Genomic DNA, 18,954 nt, shown 5'->3' with positions numbered 1-18,954 from the left:
AATAACTTGTTATTTTTTCTTCTTTTTCTTTTTGATTCCTTTATAAAAAGGTTTTTTCCCTTTTTTGCCTGTGGTTGATTTCGCATTTTTACGATCGCTCGTGCGCGGATTCTTTTTCCCTTTTTTATCCGAACGTTCGCTGTTTCTATTTTTTCGGCTCACGGGTCTACCTTTTCGCTGAGTTTTAGGTCGTTCAAGGGATGCTACTTCTTCCGCAGAAACGAGTTCAAAATCAACTGCTCGTTCATCTGGATCAGCTTTCGTGACTTTGACACGAACTTTCTGACCAATTTTGAAAGTCAACCCGGTTCGTTCCCCAACTAAAGCTAAGTGATTTTCGATGAAATGGAAATAATCCTGTTTCAATTCATTTATATGGATCAATCCTTCTACCGTATTCGGCAATTCGATAAATAAGCCAAACTTGACAACCGAACTGATGATGCCGTCAAATTCTTCTCCGACTTTATCCATCATAAATTCAGCTTTCTTCATTGAATCGACTTCACGTTCCGCTTCTACTGCGCGACGTTCCATTTTCGAACTGTGGTCTGCGATCTCAGGTAACTCGCCTTCCCAATATGTTTTGTTTGTATCACTAGCATCTTGTCCGTACGAACGGATCAACCGATGGACGATCAGATCTGGATATCGTCTGATTGGCGAAGTAAAGTGTGTATAGTATTCTGCTGCTAACCCATAGTGTCCAAAATTGTCTTCTGAGTAACGTGCTTGTTGCATGCTTCTCAATAGCATTGTATTGATCACTGCAGATTCTGGTCTATCTTCTACATGCTCGATGACTTTTTGTAAATCTTTCGGTGTAATCGAACCTTTTGTTCCTTGAACGACGATCCCTAAAGCCGAAGCAAAATCAAAGAACCGTTGCATTTTTTCTTCTTTCGGTTGTTCATGGATCCGATAAATGAATGGAAAATGCCGCTTATAGAAGTGTTCTGCGACAGTTTCATTTGCTGCCAACATAAAGGACTCGATCAATCGTTCCCCTACTCCTCGGCTGCGCAATTGGATATCCATTGGATGCCCATCTGGGTCTACCAGTATTTTTGCTTCACGGTCTTCAAAGGAGATCGCACCACGACGAATCCGCAGCTCTTCAAGAATATCGTGCAGCTCTTTCATTTCTTGGAACATTGGTACGAGTTGTTCATAGCGTTCCATGACCGCTTCATCTTGTTCCTCTAAGATTTGGTTGACAGCTGTATAGGTCATACGTTCGGTAGTCTGGATCACACTAGGAAAAATCTCATGAGAAATCACCTTTCCAGTCGGATCGATCTCCATCTCACAACTCATCGTCAATCTTGGAACATGAGGATTCAAGGAACAGATACCATTTGAGAGTCTCTGAGGGATCATTGGGATCACTCGATCGGTCAAGTAGACACTTGTTCCTCGTTCGTAGGCCTCACGGTCCAATTGGCTGCCTTGTGTCACATAATACGACACATCTGCAATATGGACACCAAGAAAATAATTGCCATTTGCCCGTTTTTTTACAGTAACTGCATCATCCAGGTCTTTGGCATCTTCTCCATCGATCGTCACGATCAACTGATTTCTCAAGTCTTTTCGACCGATGAGATCCTTCTCGCTGATCTCATCTGGTACATGGTCAGCTTCTGTTAAGACATCATCAGGAAATTGCGTAGGAATACCATTAGAGACCACAATGGATAAGATATCCATACCTGGATCATTTTTATGCCCGATGACTTGTTTGATGATTCCTTCTAAACTTGTGGCATAGTTTTTTTCTGGATAATGGGTCAATTCGACCATTACGATACTACCATCAACAGGACGGATTCCTTCTGCGGCAGCGTAGATTTTGAATTGATTCATTTTTTTATCTTTAGGGATAACTACACCATATAGATCTGTTTCTTTGATTTCTTCTTCGGGATAAGCAACGAATTCTCCAGCAAGTTGTGTAGTTGCTCTTTTGCGGATCTCGACTACTTTTCCTTCAGCTCCACGGTCCATCGCTGTATCTGCGGTTTTGATGATATCGATTGCTACTGTATCCCCATCCATCGCATAACCCGTTGCCTCTTTAGGGATATAAATGTCGTCTTCTTCGGGATCGATCGTCACAAAACCGAAACCCCGTTCATTTGCCCGAAAGGTACCTTCTACTAAAATAGGCTGCAATGGTAATTTCACTTTTCCTTTTTTGGTAAAGACAACCGTTTGTTCTCTTTCCATCTGCGCGATCGTTTGTACAAGTAATTTGAAATCTTCACTTTTTTCCAGCCCTAGTCCTTGGGCAATTTCTTCCATTGAAAAGCTTTTTTTGCGACTGCTTTCAATAAAGAAAATAATTTTTTCTTCCAACGTTTCTTTGGTCATATTGATTCCTCATTCCAAGGTAGATTTTCTAAGAAATCCAACACATCTTTTTCGAGTATCCTTCTTGAATCACCTATAGTAATCACATGTTTACTGTTGGGATACCATTGAAGTGTCACTCTTTTTTCAGCCATCTTTTTAGCGGTCTCAAACACACCGTAGGGGTCGATCATTTCATCTTGCCCCGCTTGTGCCATAAAAATAGGTGATTGGATCTCAGAAAGTTTTCCTTCTGTAATTGTTGCCTGATTTTGGATTTCTTCTAATTGTCTGCGTATCATTGGTCTAAAACCTGCTGTTGCAGCTTCGATTGCTTCATCTGACTGTCCAGCAAATTTCAATACTTGTCGAACGTATTTCTCAAAATTTTCTGGTACGTGATTTTCCACAGGAGAAATCGGCGAACAGAAAAATCCTCCTCCGATCAAAGACTCATCTGCCAATGCACGAACAGCAAAAATCCCTCCCATTGATAAGCCAAATGCGGCGATTTGAGAAAAGCCTTCTGATTTTAAAAACTGAATCGCTTTTTGTGTGTCCTTCCACCAGTTCTCCGCTTTTTGAGATAAAATATCTTCAGGGTCCAATGTTCCATGTCCTTCAAATAAAGGAGCATAGACTGTATACTCAGATTTTTCCAAAAAACGGCAAAGCATTCGTACATCATTTGGACTCCCAGAATACGCATGTAATAAAAGCACGGCACGTTTTCCATGCTTCCCATATAAGGGTTTTGGTAGACTTTTCATTTGGTTCACCTCGTTCTCTTCATTTTACCATAGTTTCCATGAACCCTTCTCGTAAAATAGCTTTTCTAAAAAAGAAAAAAAGAGCCGTGACATCCGCCGCTGCTCTTTTCTGGTTCATTCATCATTGCCTTTTCAAAAAATGAAACGGCTTGTTAAACTTCTACCTATACTTAAGCAATAAACAGACTGCTGATCCATCCTGTGTGCATATAAAAACTATGATTCAGGTTGAAACAAGTAGCTGTCCTCTTCGCTTATTTCGAAGATAAAAAGACAAGTACAAATAATAAGATCATCCAAATCGCACCCATTACCGCTGTCGAACGTTGCATCACAGCTTCAAAGCCACGTGCTTTTTGTTTTCCGAACAATTGATCAGCGCCACCTGTAAATGCGCTCGCTGCACTATTTTGTTTGCTCGGCTGCATCATAATAGCGATCACCATTACAATAGATAAAACGATCACGATTCCTAAAATTAGATTATACATATGGCAGCCTCCTTTCTAAAAGATATCATCTCTCTCATTCTATCATATTAGAAAAATACCTACAACTCCCTACTTTATCTAAAAACCATTCAAGAGAGACGAGGCTGGGACAGAAGTGTTTAACTCCGAGAAATAAGAAGAAATTAACGAAAGTTGCTTTTCAAATTTTTGTGAATTTTGGCTTATTTAAGAAGGAATTGCTTCTGCTTCCACCGTTTATTCGTTTTTAAAGAATGAGAAAAAAGTGTTTCTTACTTTTGTCCCACACTCATCAACAAAAAAGAGAGTTGCCGAAACCATCTAGTGATCCTGGCAACTCTTCGTTAAGAAAGCAAAGGTTATTTCCGTAAAACGTCCTGATATTCTGGTTTTCTTTCAAATTCTTTTTTAGCGTAAGGACATAACGGAATCACTTTTTTTCCATCTCTTCTGGCGATTTCTACACCTGTAGATACTAACTTTTCCGCTAGTTTTTGTCCGCGATAAGCTGGATCAACAAATGTATGATCAATGATCATAATGTCTGGTCCAGCATCTGACCATGTCATTTCGCCTATTTCTTCTTCAGCATTCAGCAATACCAAACAGCTTTTTTCTTCTTTGATTTCCATTTCACAACACTCCTTGTATCGACCACTTATTTTGTTCATCTTGATTTTAACAGTCTACTTTCCTACAGACAATTATTTATACTTGAACTGCTTTTCTATTATAGACGAATCCATTGTTCGATAAACGAGAAGACCACCGTCCAATATGTCTCAGGGTCTTTTACCGCTGCTTCTAGATGTTGCGCTTCTGGCACTAAAAGCAGTGCTTTATCACCAGCTGTAGCATTCTGGATAGTATAAGCCGCTTCTGTTGGAACGAAATGGTCATTTTCTCCATGGACGATCAGTACTGGAAGATGGTTACTGCCTAACTGACGGGTAGCTGAAGCTTGTTTTAATGAATAGCCCGCATACTTTTTTGCACAGCGATCTGCATGACGCATGATGGATTTTTTTGGAAAAGCAGTCAATTTGCTCAACATATAGCGAAATTCTGCGTAAACAGAAACAAAACCGCTATCCAAGATAAATCCTCGGACTGCAGAAGGGAGTTTTTCTCCACTTGCCATCATGATAGCAGAAGCGCCCATTGATCCACCATGTAAAATAATTTTTGCAGACGGAACTTGATTCAACACATAATTGATCCACACGATTAAGTCGAGCCGGTCGAGCCAACCCATTCCGATGATTTCTCCCTCGCTTTTTCCATGCGCTCTTAGATCTGGTATCAGCACATTGAACCCATTTTCGGCATATTTTTTCCCGATATAAGACATATCTTTCTTTCCATCACTACGGTAATCATGTACACAAATCACCCACTTGTGACTATTCGGTTGGCAGTGAAAGCTTCGGCCAATCAATTTGAGACCATCTTGACTTTTGACTTCTATTTCTTTCCCGCTTTTCCAAAAGTCCTCTGCTTGCGATTCAGCTAGTTGTCGCTGCCTTTCAACCGTCGTCAATGCGGAAGGATCCATTAATTGATGTCCGGTACTCTCATACCATTCATAGCCTCGTTGTAAACCAGACTTGATGAGTTTGTTTGCATAATAATAAGAAAGAACTTGATAAATGACTGTGCCTAAAACTAGGATGCTCACTATCAAATAAAATACAATCACTTATCTTCCCCACTTTCTATCGTTTTTAATCGTACTTTCTACCTTAAATATCGATGATTCTATTCTTCTTTATTGTAACATTTTCTAAAAAAACTGCTCAAGATTTCCCCTTCAATCTGCAGAAAAATAATTTTATCTCAGTGCTCATACGTGTTTCTTAATATTAAATAACGTTTACAATTTATTTAAAAGCCAGTATACTAGGTTCGTGCATTGGAATCAAGGATTTTCCTTGGACTGGTTCGGAAACTTCCCAGAATAAAAAACTAAGGATCTCTAAAGAAAGGAGATTGGAAATAATGCGTAAAGTAATCATTGATTGCGACCCTGGAATAGATGATCTTTTGGCTCTGCTATATGCGGTCAAATCATCTGAGATCGAGGTAGTCGCCATTACCACTGTCTGTGGAAATGTTCCTGTCGAGTTAGGTACGCAAAATGTTTTTACGTGCTTAAAACGATGTGGACGATTAGATATCCCTGTTTATCAAGGAATGGCTAAACCGATGAAACAACCATTTATCAGCGCCCAAGATACTCACGGGATGGACGGCTTAGGTGAAACAAATTTCCCACCGGTCCATGAAAAACAAGCAGAACAGATAAATGCCGTTGACTTTCTTGTTCGCTACTTTTCTGAAGAAAGGGACACATCGATCATCGCACTTGGACCATTGACGAACATTGCCAGTGCCCTTATCAAAAATCCTCGCATCGGCAATCACTTAGAACGTTTCGTTTCAATGGGTGGCACATACAAAAGTCATGGAAACTGTTCTCCTGTTGCAGAGTATAATTACTGGTGCGATCCTGAAGCGGCTGCACTTGTTTTTGAGAAGCTTGGGAAAACAATTGAAATGGTGGGGTTAGATGTCACTAGGGAAATCGTCTTTACCCCTACGATACTTGAATACTGCTGTCAAATGAATCCAACTGAAGGCAAGTTTTTAAAAGACATCACTCGCTTTTACTTTGATTTTCATTGGCAGCAAGAACGAATTCTTGGTTGTGTTATCAACGATCCTTTAGCTATTGCTTATTTTATCGATGAACAGCTGTGTCAAAGTTTTACCAGTTACACAGCCATTGAAACACAAGGTATCAGTCGAGGACAAACTTTAGTTGATCGATTTGATTTTTGGCAAAAACCTGCTAATAGTATCATCATGACTAAAGTAGATTCTCATCTATTTTTTCGGAAGTTTTTGACCGTTCTTTTAAATGCACAAGAAGAAACGATTAAAAAAGATCTGGAAAGATTAAAGATGGGATGAAAAAATGTTGAATAAAAGAATAACAACAAGAACAATCACGATTATCGCTTTATGTATTGGACTAAATTATATTGGTGGAACAATTGCTTTATGGCTGCGATTGCCGATTTATCTAGATTCTATCGGTACGATCTTCGCTGGTGCTTTGCTTGGACCTGTGTTTGGTGTACTGACAGGTATAACTAGCGGTGTATTGAGCGGTTTTACTACTGATATCTTTTCATTGTATTATTCGCCTGTCCAAATGATCACTGGGCTGCTAGCAGGAATCATTTTTTATCAGCGATTATACCAAAAGAAAAATCGTTTCACTCTGATTTTTTGGGCATTTGTGTTGTCTTTACCAGGAACGATCCTTTCGTCCCTCATCACAGTAAAGCTATTCGGTGGCATCACATCCTCTGGTTCCAGTATGATCGTCCAATTGCTGCATGGTCTAGGAATGGATCTAACGATGAGCACGATCGTTGTTCAAGCTGGAACAGATTATCTTGATCGACTACTCTCTTTAGTCCTCGTGGCATTCGTAGTCGTTGCTTTAGGAAAACGAGGAAGAATCGGCAGTCAGCTAAAAGAAAATCAGCAGTGATCCTATTCATTTCACTATGCTACTGAACGATTCGTTGGGTATGCCAACTCTTGAACATCTGACTTAAAACCAAAGTGTAATAAATTTAGGCATTTCATGTTTGACCATTACAAAAGAAGCTGTGACCTCTCAATAGAAAAATGAGGTCAAGATAAAAGTCGTTTAGTTTTGAGAAATTGAAAAAAAGAGGCTGGGACAGAAGTGTTTAACTCCGAGAAATAAGCCGAAATTCACGAAAATTGCTTTTCACATTTTTGTGAATTTCGGCTTATTTAAGAAGGAGTTGCTTCTGCTCCCGCCGTTTATTCGAGAATCTGTGGCAAAACTGATTTTTACTTTTGTCCCACACTCATTTTTTGTTCAATAATCCAAGCTGTTCAATCATACATAACACAAGAAACGCTTATTTCAGTAAACTGAATTTTCTTGTTACAGCTCTAACCTCTTCATCTGGACCAGAAACGACAATTCCAACTGGCTTCAAATTTCCTAAATCACTTTTTTGGATCTGTTCTTGGTAGACCTCAAATTGATTATTTAAGGACTGACCTATTGCGGTAAACACACAACTAGATATCGTTTCACTTTATTTCTATGATTTTGCTAAATTAGCGATTTTCCCTGATCCAGCTTTTAATACGACTGTGCTATAACGGATCGCGGCATGAAGAACACCATCTGCATCCGTTACTTCTAAATCTAAATAGACCTCTGGATTGATTCGTGCCATTTTCCCCGTCAAAATACCAGCTACATTGCCAACTTCTCCGGCTGTTAAGTTTTTTTCTAATATTATTGCATTTCTTTTGCATAGTTATCTCCCCAAATTTTTAAACATCCTTGTCATCGTTTACCCAAGTAAGAATGCCCCAATACGTGCAATCAGTATAACTTAGTTTCTGACCGACTGAAAGGCTTATTTGAGATTCAACCGCTTACTATACGTAAAAATATATAGACAAAAATAGAGGGTGTTTTTCTTTCGATAATTGTTAGGAAATCAGTATTCTACCTATGGTGTACCTCTTTCCATGCAAAAGGATCATCGCCAAAAATCATGTTCATTTAAAGGATTACACCTTGCAAAGATCCGATGGCGTGTTTTTCTTTGAATGCATACTCTATCAAAACCCGTGCTGCTTCTGTTGCGTAACCTTTCCCTTGAAATTCTGGATTGAAGACATACCCTAATTTCCAAGTGTCAAACTCCTGACTTGCTAAATAGATGTTCCCAATCAATTTGTTTCTGCTACACATACTCCCAAAAGGAATCATCCTGAGAACGTCGAATAGCTTCTTTTTTACACTCCTCAACACTAGGAACATCATAAGGTTCAAATTCAACAACCTCTTCTTTGGATAAATAGTCAAATAGATCCCGCCAATCCTCCTAAGTAAATTTTCTTATTGAAAGTCTTTTTGTTTTGATTGATTTCCCCAAAAAATTTGATTAACAATTTCTTGATCTTAGGCTCGTTTCTTTAATCATACATTGGTAAAGTTTAAGAAACAAATCATTCCTATATTGTGGATAGACTTTCCTTTTTTTAATCGTTCGCCAAGTTGATTTCCAGTATTCTTTTATTGATCAGTGGGATAAAAAAATACCTTTCTCCTATCTTTAACGATAAGAGAAAGGTATTTTAGAATAATCTCATAAGGGAAAAGCAAGTCACTGAACCAGTCGATGGCATCGATTGAAAATCAGTTGTACTTATTTTCCTATTTAAAATTATTTATTTTTTAAGTTGTAGAAAGATTTCAAACCTTTGTATTCTGCAACTTCACCAAGTTGGTCTTCGATACGTAGTAATTGATTGTATTTAGCAATACGGTCAGTACGTGATAGAGAACCAGTTTTGATTTGGCCAGCGTTTGTTGCAACAGCGATATCAGAGATTGTTGAATCTTCTGTTTCACCAGAACGGTGAGATACAACTGCAGTGTAGCCAGCTTCTTTAGCCATTTCGATAGCTTCGAAAGTTTCTGTCAAAGTACCGATTTGGTTAACTTTGATAAGGATTGAGTTAGCAATTCCTTTTTCGATACCTTCAGCTAATTTTTGAGTGTTTGTTACGAACAAGTCGTCACCAACTAATTGAACTTTGTCGCCTAATACGTCAGTTAATTTCTTGAATCCGTCCCAGTCGTTTTCGTCTAAGCCGTCTTCGATTGAGATGATTGGATATTTAGCAACTAATTCTTCGTAGAATTTGATCATTTCGTCAGTTGTTTTTTCGCCTTCGCCTGAATCAGCTAATACGTAAACACCTTTTTCTTTGTCGTAGAATTCTGAAGAAGCAGCATCCATAGCAAGAACAACGTCTTTACCAGGTACATAGCCAGCTTTTTCGATTGCTTCGATGATTACTTCGAAACCTTCTTCGTTTGAACCAAGGTTAGGAGCAAATCCACCTTCGTCACCAACAGAAGTAGCTAAACCGCGTGCTTTTAGGATTGATGCTAACGCGTGGAATACTTCAGCACCCATACGTAAAGCTTCTTTGAATGTTGGAGCGCCAACAGGCATGATCATGAATTCTTGGAAGTCGATTGAGTTGTCTGCGTGTGATCCACCGTTGATGATGTTCATCATTGGAGTTGGTAATACTTTTGTGTTGAATCCGCCTAGGTAGTGGTATAAAGGTACTTCTAGGTAGTCAGCAGCTGCACGAGCAACAGCGATAGATACGCCTAAAATAGCGTTCGCACCTAATTTCCCTTTGTTAGGAGTGCCGTCTAAAGCGATCATAGCTTTATCGATTGCCATTTGGTCACGTACATCGTAGCCAATGATTGCTTCAGCAATGATGTTGTTTACGTTGTCAACAGCTTTAGTTACACCTTTACCGCCATAACGAGCTTTGTCTCCATCACGTAATTCAACTGCTTCGTATTCACCAGTTGAAGCACCTGAAGGAACCATTCCGCGGCCAAAAGCTCCGCTTTCTGTGTATACTTCTACTTCGATTGTTGGGTTTCCGCGTGAGTCTAAGATCTCGCGAGCGTAAACATCAGTAATAATTGACATGTTTTGTCTCTCCTTTGAGTTTGTTTTTTCCTAAGGGATTACCCTCATATACGATTTTAGTTAATTTCTTGCATTAGTGCAAACATTTCTTGCATTTTTTGCAAATTTTCACAAATTATTTTACAGCGTCTAATAATGCTAAGAATGAATCAGCTTGTAAGCTTGCGCCACCAACTAATGCACCATCAACATTTTCTTTTGCCATATATTCAGCAATGTTTTCTGGTTTAACAGAACCACCGTATTGGATACGTACTGCATCAGAAACTTCTTTGCCGTATAATTTTTCAACTGTTTGGCGAACAACACCACAGATTTCATCAGCGATTTGTGCATCAGCTGATTTACCTGTACCGATAGCCCAGATTGGTTCATAAGCGATAACCATGTTGCTTACTTGGCCGTCTGTTAACCCTTCAAGTCCAGCAGTGATTTGTCCTTCGATCCATTCAGCTGTTTTTCCAGCTTCATAAGTTTCTAAAGATTCACCACAGCAAAGGATTGGAATCATGCCGTTTGCAAAAATAGCTTTTGCTTTTTTGTTGATGTCTGCGTCTGTTTCGTGGAAATATTCACGACGTTCTGAATGGCCGATGATCACATAGTCCACTCCTAGGTCTGCTAAAGCAGCTGGTGAAGTTTCACCTGTGAACGCACCTGAGTTTTCCCAGTAGCAGTTTTGTGCAGAGATTTTTAATTCTGTTCCTTCAGCTGAAGCCATTAATTCTTGTAAGAATAATGCTGGAGATCCGATAACTGAATCCACTTTATCATTTGAAGGGATATTGTTTTTTACTGCTTCTGCAAATTCTTTTGCTTCAGAAGCTGTTTTGTTCATTTTCCAGTTACCAGCGATAATTGGTTTACGCATGACAGTATACACTCCTTTAAATTATGAGTCGCAGATGTTCTTCTACGTATTGAAAAAGAAAAACTACGATCCGAACGAATGCTCTCGCTACAAAAAGTAGCTTTTCTTTTCCTACTTAACTTTTACGATTGATTATTTGTCGTTGATTGCTGCTAGACCTGGTAATTCTTTACCTTCTAACAATTCTAAGCTTGCGCCGCCACCTGTTGAGATGTGTGTGAATTTATCAGCGAAACCTAATTGTTCTGCAGCTGCAGCTGAGTCACCGCCACCGATGATAGTTGTAGCACCTTCAAGGTTAGCAATTGCTTCACATACGCCGATCGTACCTTTTGCAAAGTTACTCATTTCGAATACACCCATAGGTCCGTTCCAAACAACTGTTTTAGCACCTTGTAATGTATCAGCAAATAATTTAACTGAAGCAGGGCCGATATCTAGAGCCATCAAACCATCAGGGATATCTCCTTCGATGACTTGTGTTTCAACGTCATTTGAAAATTCTGGAGCACATACATTGTCGATTGGTAATACAAGTTTGTCGCCAGCTTTTTCGATCAATTCTTTCGCTAATGCTACTTTATCAGCTTCAACTAAAGAGTTACCGATCTTGATGCCTTTTGCTTCGTAGAATGTGTAAGTCATTCCGCCACCGATCAAGATTTTGTCAGCTTTAGGAATCAAGTTTTCGATTACGCCGATTTTATCAGAAACTTTTGCGCCACCTAAGATTGCGATCATAGGGCGTTTTGGATCTTCAACTGCTTCACCGATAAATTTGATTTCTTTTTCCATTAAGAATCCAGCAACTGTTGGAATACCAGTTGAAGCAATTCCTACGTTAGAAGCATGCGCACGGTGAGCTGTACCGAATGCATCGTTTACAAATACATCACCTAATGAAGCCCAGTATTTACCTAGGTCAGCATCATTTTTGCTTTCTTTTTTACCATCAACATCTTCAAAACGAGTGTTTTCGAAAACAACTACGTCTCCGTCTTTCATGTTGTTGATTGCAGCTTCCAATTCAGCACCACGAGTTTCAGGAACGAAAGTTACTTCTTTTCCTAATAATTCGCCTAAACGTTTTGCAACAGGTGCTAAAGATTTGCCTGCTTTATCTTCTTCAGTTTTTACACGTCCTAGATGAGAGAAAAGGATTGCTTTTCCGCCTTGTTCTAATACGTAGTTGATTGTTGGTAAAGCAGCTTTGATACGTGTATCATCAGTGATCACGCCATCTTTCAAAGGAACGTTAAAGTCAACACGGACAAGAACTTTTTTGTCTTTTAAATCGATATCTTTAACTGTTTTCTTAGCCATTTTATATCCTCCTAAATAAACTTATTATCAAAAAAAGCGGAGAAGCGCGATTGCTTCCCCGCTTTTAAGTGTACATGTTTATTGTTTACACTTGTACGTTTGTCTATCTTATAAGTTAGCGAAGTATTCTAAAGTACGTACTAATTGTGCAGTGTATGACATTTCATTGTCGTACCAAGCAACAGTTTTAACTAATTGTTTGTCGCCAACAGTCATTACTTTAGTTTGTGTAGCATCAAATAATGAACCGTAAGTCATACCAACGATATCAGAAGAAACGATTTCGTCTGTGTTGTATCCGTAAGATTCGTTTGAAGCTTCTTTCATTGCTGCATTGATTTCGTCAACAGTTACTTCTTTGTTAAGAACTGTAACTAATTCAGTTAATGAACCTGTTGGTACAGGAACACGTTGAGCAGCTCCGTCTAATTTACCGTTCAATTCAGGGATTACTAAGCCGATAGCTTTAGCAGCACCTGTTGAGTTAGGAACGATGTTTGCAGCAGCAGCGCGTGCACGGCGGAAGTCACCTTTAGGATGAGGTCCGTCAAGAGTCATTTGGTCACCTGTGTAAGCGTGGATAGTTGTCATTAATCCTTCAACGATACCAAATTTGTCGTTTAATGTTTTAGCCATAGGAGCTAAACAGTTAGTAGTACATGAAGCACCTGAAATAACTGTTTCTTTACCAGTTAATGTTTCGTGGTTTGTGTTATAAACGATTGTTGGAACGTCATTTCCACCAGGAGCAGAGATAACAACACGTTTAGCACCAGCTGTTAAATGTTTTTCAGCAGCTACTTTTGAAGTGAAGAAACCAGTACATTCTAGAACGATGTCAACACCTAGTTCGCCCCAAGGTAATTCTTCAGGGTTACGGTTAGCTAAAACTTTAACTTCTTTTCCGTTAACATTGAATGAACCTTCGTGAACTTCAACTGTACCGTTGAAACGTCCTTGAGTTGTGTCATATTTTAACAAGTGTGCTAACATTTTAGCATCTGTTAAGTCATTGATTGCTACTACTTCGATTCCATCTACATCTTGGATACGACGGAATGCTAGACGTCCGATACGTCCAAAACCATTAATACCTACTTTAACTGTCATTTAAGATTTCCTCCTTATGAAAATCAAAAAAATATTTATTTTAAAGGGATATCCCTTTTAAAATCTCATTTGCAGCAGCTTCATCTGTGATGAGCCACGTTTGTTTTGGTGCATTTTTCATATAGGCTCGAATTGCTTTAGCTTTTGACTTTCCACCTGCAATAGCTAGGATGATCGGTACATTTGCTAAGTCTTTCAATTCTATGCCGATTCTTGGAACCTTATAAACAACTTCTCCATTCTCATTAAAGAAATAGCCGAAGGATTCCGCAACAGCATTGGCCTGTTTTAGCATGACTAATTCTTGCTCAGTCATTTTTCTTCGCGCAGCCATGTGTAATGCACGTCCAATACTATGAATAACACAATTCGCCTGACTAATCAAGTTTAAGACTTCTTGGATAGACGGTTCATTGAGTAAAGAATTGTACGTAGTTAGACTTAATTGTTCTGGTACATACAACGCACGATGATTGCCACTTGCCTTTGTAGCCATTCTAGCACTGACCGAATTTGCTTGTACAGTTACAGCTTCTCCGATGCCGCCACGAGCTGGCACAAATAAATTATGTCGTTTACTGTTTTCCAGATTTGTCAATTGTTCAGCGACGATTGCCATCGTTGTTCCTCCCATTACGGCGATAATATTATCACCTTCTGGAAGTAAAAGATCCAACGCTTCGTCTAGTGCTTCACCGAAGCCGTCAGCAACTTTAGGCTGTTTCTCACTGTTTCCTGACATGACAATACAACGTTGATTTCCGAAATACTCAGCCAATTTTTTTTCTGTCTGATGCATACCTAAAAGTTGATCCATGAAGCTTTCAAGACTCTGATAAACTTCCTCACCTTTTTTTGTCAACGTCATTCCGCTTTTAGAGGTGTTGATTAAATTCAACTGTTTCAATAAATCTGTTTCTGTTCGTAATACTCGTTCTGTGATTCCCATACTTTCTGATAAACTGCGGCGACCAATCGGCTGCATCCAATAAATATTTCGCAAAATTTTATAGCGTTCTTGCAGAACCGCAATAATATCTGGTGCAACAGATTCAATCATTTTCAATTCATCTAGCATAGCGATCTCCTTAGTTGGACGATAAATGTCCAATGTAGACTCAAAACGACCCATGTACGATAAAAAAAGAAAAGTGACTTTCCAATTTTAAAAAATATTAAAAAGGAAAATCTCAACCTCACGAGTGTTAGTCTAACAGTTTTATTCTACTTTTTCAATAAAAAACAACTAGAAAAAATTTTTCATTTTTTCTAGTCAAAATTCACATTAATTATCATAACGTTTTCTTTTCGATGAACTTGGGATTCCTAACAGGTCTCGATACTTCGCAACGGTTCTTCTTGAAATCAATATTTCATCTTTTTTTAATAGTTCTACTATTTTTTGATCGGATAGCGGCTTCCCTTTATCTTCTTCCTCGACTAACTTTTGGATTCTTTTTTGGGCCGTATCTGCAGAAAGGTCTTCTTCTGACATGTTTCCACTTTTTTGGATGCGATTCGTAAAGAATTTTTTTAGTTCGAATACACCGAATTCTGTCTCTAAATATTTTCCATTGACAGCTCGACTGACTGTTGATTCATGCACATCGATTTCTTGAGCAACTTCTCTTAACGTCAACGGCTTGATTGGTCGGTTCTTATTCGTAAAGAATTCTTGCTGATGCGCCACGATACTTTGCGCCACACGCAAGATCGTATCCCCTCGCTGTAAGATCGTTTTTTTCAACCAATCAAATTCCTGTTTTCGTTCTTTCAAGTATACTTGTGTTTCTTTGTCCGCTTTTTTTTGCATCTGATTAAAGTAATGTTCTTGAAAACGGACATCTGGTTGGTTTCCCCGATTTGATCGAACATGGACCTGGTTGTTCTCATCCATCATTACTCTTACATCTGGAATGATGTAAAGTTCGCTGCTTCGATCAAAAATCCTACCGGGACTCGGACTAAGAGTTTGAATATAATCAAAGATTTGCTGTACTTCGCTTAATTCAATCGAGAAGCGTTGCGCAATTTCTTTCCACTTCCGTTCCACTAACGGTTCAAAACACTCTTCTAAGATGATGTAAGCTAATTCTGGTGCGAAATCATCTCTTTCTGTCTGAAGCATCAGACACTCTTGTAAACTTCTTGCACCGACTCCCGCCGGTTCGAGTTGCTGGATCAGTGTAAGGGCATCAAGTATCTCAATCGATGACGCATTCGTGTTGGTTTCTGCTTCTTTCAAATCAATCGTCAAAAAGCCGTTCAAGTCGATATACTCAACTAGATAAAGTACGAGTTTACGCAAAAACGTATCACGATAATTCAAATGGACCTGATCGATCAATGATTCAAATAAGGAAGTGCTGGTATCTGGAATTTGATTCAAGTAGTTTGTTTCCTCGCCTTCATAGTTCGACGATTTTATTTTTTGAAAGTCGGGTTGCCAATCTGGCTCAACGACTTCTAATAAAGGATTTTCCAGTGCTTGATTTTCAACAAACGCGAGCAGTTCCTCACTGTTATACTGCAATACTTGAATGGACTGTTGCAGTTGCTGTGTCATGGCTAATTTTTGTGTTTGTTGTTGTTTTTGTGAAAAGTTTTGTTGAAATTTCATTTTTTTGTCCATTCCCCTTGTTTTTTTTTTTTGGTTTCGTTACAATTATCCCAGTACTTGCGTCCTTAGTGTAGTGGATATCACGTAAGATTCCGGTTCTTGAGACGGGGGTTCGATTCCCTCAGGACGCGTCTATTGTTATCTTAGCATATTTGAGAGCGTTTTGCTTTCTAAAATTTTCAATCAAAAAGCTGGTCCTCGATTGAGGACCAGCTTTTTATTTATTCTCTCTCTTTTATTTCCCTTAAAGTCGAACATTTCCCCCTCTATCATCAAGCTTTCACTTAATTTTTGCTCGCAGAAGATATCACGTGGATTGCGTCAATAAAGCGGTTAAGCGAAAACGTTAAAAATAAAATTGCCAAACTATGCACCAAGAGTGTTCCAGCATATTCAATTATTGTTTGCCAAAGACTCCCTTGGCAGAGATCGCTTGAGAGATCATGACTGGAGCAACAAATAAACTGATGCCTGCTAGTACATTCACACCTAATTTCACTATTGGTTTGATCATTTTTATTCTCCCATCACCTTTTATGAACTAAACATCCACTTATTTTTCCATAGCTTCTTTACAGAACTTCCAACTACAGACTAATCTAATAACGAACGTCATAAAACTGTTATGTTCTAAGTTTTTTTTAAATTCAAACGTTCTTTTTGCTCATTCTTGTTCTTTTGAAAATGGAGATAACTCACAAAAAATAGAACGTGGGACAAAAGTAAGAAACACTTTTGTCCCATTCTTTAAAAACGAATAAACGGTGGGAGCGGAAGCAACTTTTTCGGAAATAAGCCGAAATTCACAAAAATTTGAAAAGCAATTTTCGTTAATTTCTTCTTATTTCTCGGAGTTAAATACTTCTGTCTCAACCTCCATGAAAAACTGATTTTTAAGGTGACTATTCTTACTTGATCCTTTTTACTAAACGTTACAAGAAATCATTTTTTAAAATAAGAGTTCTTGTTCTTCGGCTGTCAATTCTCCTCTTTGTGCTAGGACTGTGACGCATTCTGCCATATTTTTGTAGGATTGATTTAAGCCGATTCCGCCCTTTTTCGGCATTTTGATAATTGGGACTGTTTCACGAAATTCTTCAACAGCTGGGTTTTCTGCTGACATTGCTGCCGCTGCGGGGATTCCATTGTTAGCTAATGCTTTTGCTAAGCTACCTGCCATCATACCAAAATTGGGATAATGCATTGCTGGGCCGCATAATACTGCATCAGCGCCGAATTTCTTGGCAAAACCGATGAATTTTTGGTTTACCTCTTCAGGATGACTTGCGTAGTACTGATCACCACAGTATAAAGTTGCAATAATCTCAGCATCTTTTTCTTTGAATAGTGGAACAAGCGTTTCTGCTGGACCCATCGCTGCTTTTTTTCCTCCTGGAGGCAGTTGCGCTTGCTCATCACTTCCCATACCAGCCGTGACATGGTTCAAAATCACGAGTATCTTTTTCATGAAATACCTCCTTTTTACAATGTATCAAAATCGAAATCATCAAAATTGATTTCTTCTGTTTCTTTTACTTCCGTTTCATGTTCTTCTTTTAGGTACTGATTATCTAATACCTTGATAAATGGATAGTAGATTCCCATTCCAAGTAAAATCAAAACACCTTGTAGGATCGAAGCCTGCCAGCCACTTACTAAAAATCCAGAAATGATCGGTGGTGTCGTCCAAGGAAGCTGGATACCGTTGGTGTAGGCAACCAATCCAAAATCCATACAGAAATAGGCAATGATGATATTGATCGTTGGAACAAGAACAAATGGGATTAAAATGATTGGATTCAATACGATCGGCAAACCGAAAATGATCGGTTCATTGATGCCAAAAATTCCTGGTACAAGGGATAATTGAGATAATTTTTTGATACGTTGACTCTTACAAATGATGACCATCACTAAGATCAATGATAATGTTGATCCGCCACCACCAAAAGTTGCGAACATGTCTTGGAATTGACCGGTAATGATGTTAGGAACTTCCAGACCATTTTTATAAGCGTCTAAATTTTCAATGGATAACGCACGTAGAACCGGATTGAATACTGCTCCGACTACACTTGATCCGTTGATTCCAAAGAACCAGAAAAAGTGTAAGAATAAGTACGCAATGATCATGGCTCCTAGCGTATTTCCCAAACTTAACAATGGCATTTGCAAAAACTTGAATAAAATTTCTTGCAGGTTTCCATATGAAGTTAAATCTGCTAACCAATTTGCTACCATGAAAAATGTGAGGATAACAAAACTAGGGATAAGTGCCTCAAATGATTTCACAACAGTTGGAGGGACGCCTTCTGGCATTTTGATCGTCCAGCCTTTGCGAATCAGCGCAACGAACATCCTCGCTGAGAGCAATGCAACGACCATTCCCAAGAATAGACCGCTTGAACCCATCCAGCGTAATGGAAGGCTTCCTACTTCATATACTTCGGTAGAGCCTTCTGGAGTGAAAGTCGTTGAAAAAGGTGTCACGATAAAGAACGAAACTAATGAAATGATTGCTGCCTGCATCGCATCGACTTTGAACTGTTTCGCTAAACTATAGCCGATCCCACCAACAGCGAGGATCGTCATGATATCAAAACTGGCTGTTGCCGGTTTATTCAGCATCGTTGCCCAGTCGTCACCTAAAAATCCGCTCATGATTTCATTCCAGTTAGGAATCGGGAAATTGGTCAATACTAAGAATAATGATCCTACGATCAATAATGGGGTAGAAAGTAGAAACCCATCCCGAATAGCAATTAGATATTTGTTTTCGCCAATGGTTTTCGCCATTGGTGTAAGGACTCTTTCCAGCCAATTTAAAAATTTCTGCATCTTTTTT

At 38.9% G+C, this 18,954-nt stretch carries 16 protein-coding genes, 1 tRNA gene, 2 pseudogenes and 1 riboswitch; of the genes and pseudogenes, 4 read left to right on the top strand and 15 right to left on the bottom strand.

From position 1 onward, the window contains the following. Nucleotides 1-9: 9 nt before the first annotated feature. The 5 genes from rnr to DVW83_RS00745 form a co-directional block, all read right to left on the bottom strand. Nucleotides 10-2,373 (bottom strand): ribonuclease R, encoded by a 2,364-nt coding sequence (gene rnr / locus DVW83_RS00770; protein ID WP_104660997.1) that lies wholly within the window; start codon nt 2,371-2,373, stop codon nt 10-12. Continuing rightward, nucleotides 2,370-3,122 (bottom strand): alpha/beta hydrolase, encoded by a 753-nt coding sequence (locus DVW83_RS00765; protein ID WP_104660996.1) that lies wholly within the window; start codon nt 3,120-3,122, stop codon nt 2,370-2,372. Before DVW83_RS00765 ends, rnr begins: the two co-directional genes overlap by 4 nt. A gap of 254 nt (nt 3,123-3,376) precedes the next feature. Then, the gene (secG, locus tag DVW83_RS00760; protein ID WP_005878449.1) at nt 3,377-3,613 is read right to left on the bottom strand and encodes a preprotein translocase subunit SecG; all 237 of its coding nucleotides are present in this window, start codon (nt 3,611-3,613) and stop codon (nt 3,377-3,379) included. 338 nt (nt 3,614-3,951) lie between these two features. After that, the gene (locus DVW83_RS00750; protein WP_104661992.1) at nt 3,952-4,224 is read right to left on the bottom strand and encodes a GNAT family N-acetyltransferase; all 273 of its coding nucleotides are present in this window, start codon (nt 4,222-4,224) and stop codon (nt 3,952-3,954) included. 98 nt (nt 4,225-4,322) lie between these two features. After that, nucleotides 4,323-5,291, bottom strand: a complete 969-nt coding sequence (locus tag DVW83_RS00745; RefSeq protein ID WP_104661991.1) for an alpha/beta hydrolase — start codon at nt 5,289-5,291, stop codon at nt 4,323-4,325. Nucleotides 5,292-5,522: 231 nt separating this feature from the next. Then, nucleotides 5,523-5,567: riboswitch (PreQ1 riboswitch) on the top strand. 23 nt (nt 5,568-5,590) lie between these two features. Between DVW83_RS00745 and DVW83_RS00740 the strand changes: the two genes are divergently transcribed. The 3 genes and pseudogenes from DVW83_RS00740 to DVW83_RS15895 form a co-directional block, all read left to right on the top strand. Further along, nucleotides 5,591-6,565 carry a nucleoside hydrolase gene (locus DVW83_RS00740; RefSeq protein WP_104661990.1) on the top strand — a complete coding sequence of 325 codons (975 nt, stop codon included), beginning with the start codon at nt 5,591-5,593 and terminating at the stop codon, nt 6,563-6,565. Nucleotides 6,566-6,569: 4 nt separating this feature from the next. Then, nucleotides 6,570-7,154, top strand: coding sequence for an ECF transporter S component (locus tag DVW83_RS00735; RefSeq protein WP_123862559.1), 585 nt, complete (start codon nt 6,570-6,572; stop codon nt 7,152-7,154). Nucleotides 7,155-7,329: 175 nt separating this feature from the next. Then, nucleotides 7,330-7,464, top strand: a pseudogene (locus tag DVW83_RS15895) (DUF3788 family protein); the annotation flags it as partial. 93 nt (nt 7,465-7,557) lie between these two features. Here DVW83_RS15895 and DVW83_RS00725 read toward each other — a convergent pair. The 8 genes and pseudogenes from DVW83_RS00725 to rpoN form a co-directional block, all read right to left on the bottom strand. Next, nucleotides 7,558-7,947, bottom strand: a pseudogene (locus tag DVW83_RS00725) (DUF2000 family protein). Nucleotides 7,948-8,219: 272 nt separating this feature from the next. Then, nucleotides 8,220-8,393 carry a GNAT family N-acetyltransferase gene (locus DVW83_RS00720; RefSeq protein WP_238699319.1) on the bottom strand — a complete coding sequence of 58 codons (174 nt, stop codon included), beginning with the start codon at nt 8,391-8,393 and terminating at the stop codon, nt 8,220-8,222. A gap of 493 nt (nt 8,394-8,886) precedes the next feature. Next, nucleotides 8,887-10,185, bottom strand: coding sequence for a phosphopyruvate hydratase (gene eno, locus DVW83_RS00715; protein ID WP_005878433.1), 1,299 nt, complete (start codon nt 10,183-10,185; stop codon nt 8,887-8,889). 115 nt (nt 10,186-10,300) lie between these two features. After that, on the bottom strand, nt 10,301-11,056 hold the full coding sequence (gene tpiA, locus DVW83_RS00710; RefSeq protein ID WP_005878431.1) for a triose-phosphate isomerase: 756 nt from the start codon (nt 11,054-11,056) through the stop codon (nt 10,301-10,303). Between the two features lie 132 nt (nt 11,057-11,188). Next, a complete protein-coding gene (locus DVW83_RS00705; RefSeq protein WP_104661216.1) occupies nt 11,189-12,379 on the bottom strand; it encodes a phosphoglycerate kinase in 1,191 nt (396 codons plus the stop codon). Between the two features lie 108 nt (nt 12,380-12,487). Further along, nucleotides 12,488-13,489: a type I glyceraldehyde-3-phosphate dehydrogenase gene (gene gap / locus DVW83_RS00700; protein WP_005878427.1), complete on the bottom strand. Its 1,002-nt coding sequence runs from the start codon at nt 13,487-13,489 to the stop codon at nt 12,488-12,490. Between the two features lie 40 nt (nt 13,490-13,529). After that, a complete protein-coding gene (locus DVW83_RS00695; protein WP_174784241.1) occupies nt 13,530-14,621 on the bottom strand; it encodes a sugar-binding transcriptional regulator in 1,092 nt (363 codons plus the stop codon). 153 nt (nt 14,622-14,774) lie between these two features. After that, a complete protein-coding gene (rpoN, locus tag DVW83_RS00690) occupies nt 14,775-16,109 on the bottom strand; it encodes an RNA polymerase factor sigma-54 (RefSeq protein WP_104661214.1) in 1,335 nt (444 codons plus the stop codon). Between the two features lie 59 nt (nt 16,110-16,168). Here rpoN and DVW83_RS00685 point away from each other — a divergent pair. Further along, nucleotides 16,169-16,240: transfer RNA gene (locus tag DVW83_RS00685), tRNA-Arg, on the top strand. An 818-nt stretch (nt 16,241-17,058) separates the two neighbouring features. Here DVW83_RS00685 and DVW83_RS00675 read toward each other — a convergent pair. Then, a complete protein-coding gene (locus tag DVW83_RS00675; protein WP_104661680.1) occupies nt 17,059-17,577 on the bottom strand; it encodes a GrdB-related putative oxidoreductase in 519 nt (172 codons plus the stop codon). A gap of 14 nt (nt 17,578-17,591) precedes the next feature. Then, the gene (celB, locus tag DVW83_RS00670) at nt 17,592-18,947 is read right to left on the bottom strand and encodes a PTS cellobiose transporter subunit IIC (protein ID WP_104661681.1); all 1,356 of its coding nucleotides are present in this window, start codon (nt 18,945-18,947) and stop codon (nt 17,592-17,594) included. Nucleotides 18,948-18,954 lie beyond the last annotated feature (7 nt).

It is taken from the genome of Enterococcus sp. VV15, assembly GCF_005236045.1.
In the GTDB taxonomy this organism is placed as follows: Bacteria; Bacillota; Bacilli; order Lactobacillales; family Enterococcaceae; genus Enterococcus_B; species Enterococcus_B durans.
This window is presented reverse-complemented; position numbering and strand designations above follow the sequence as displayed.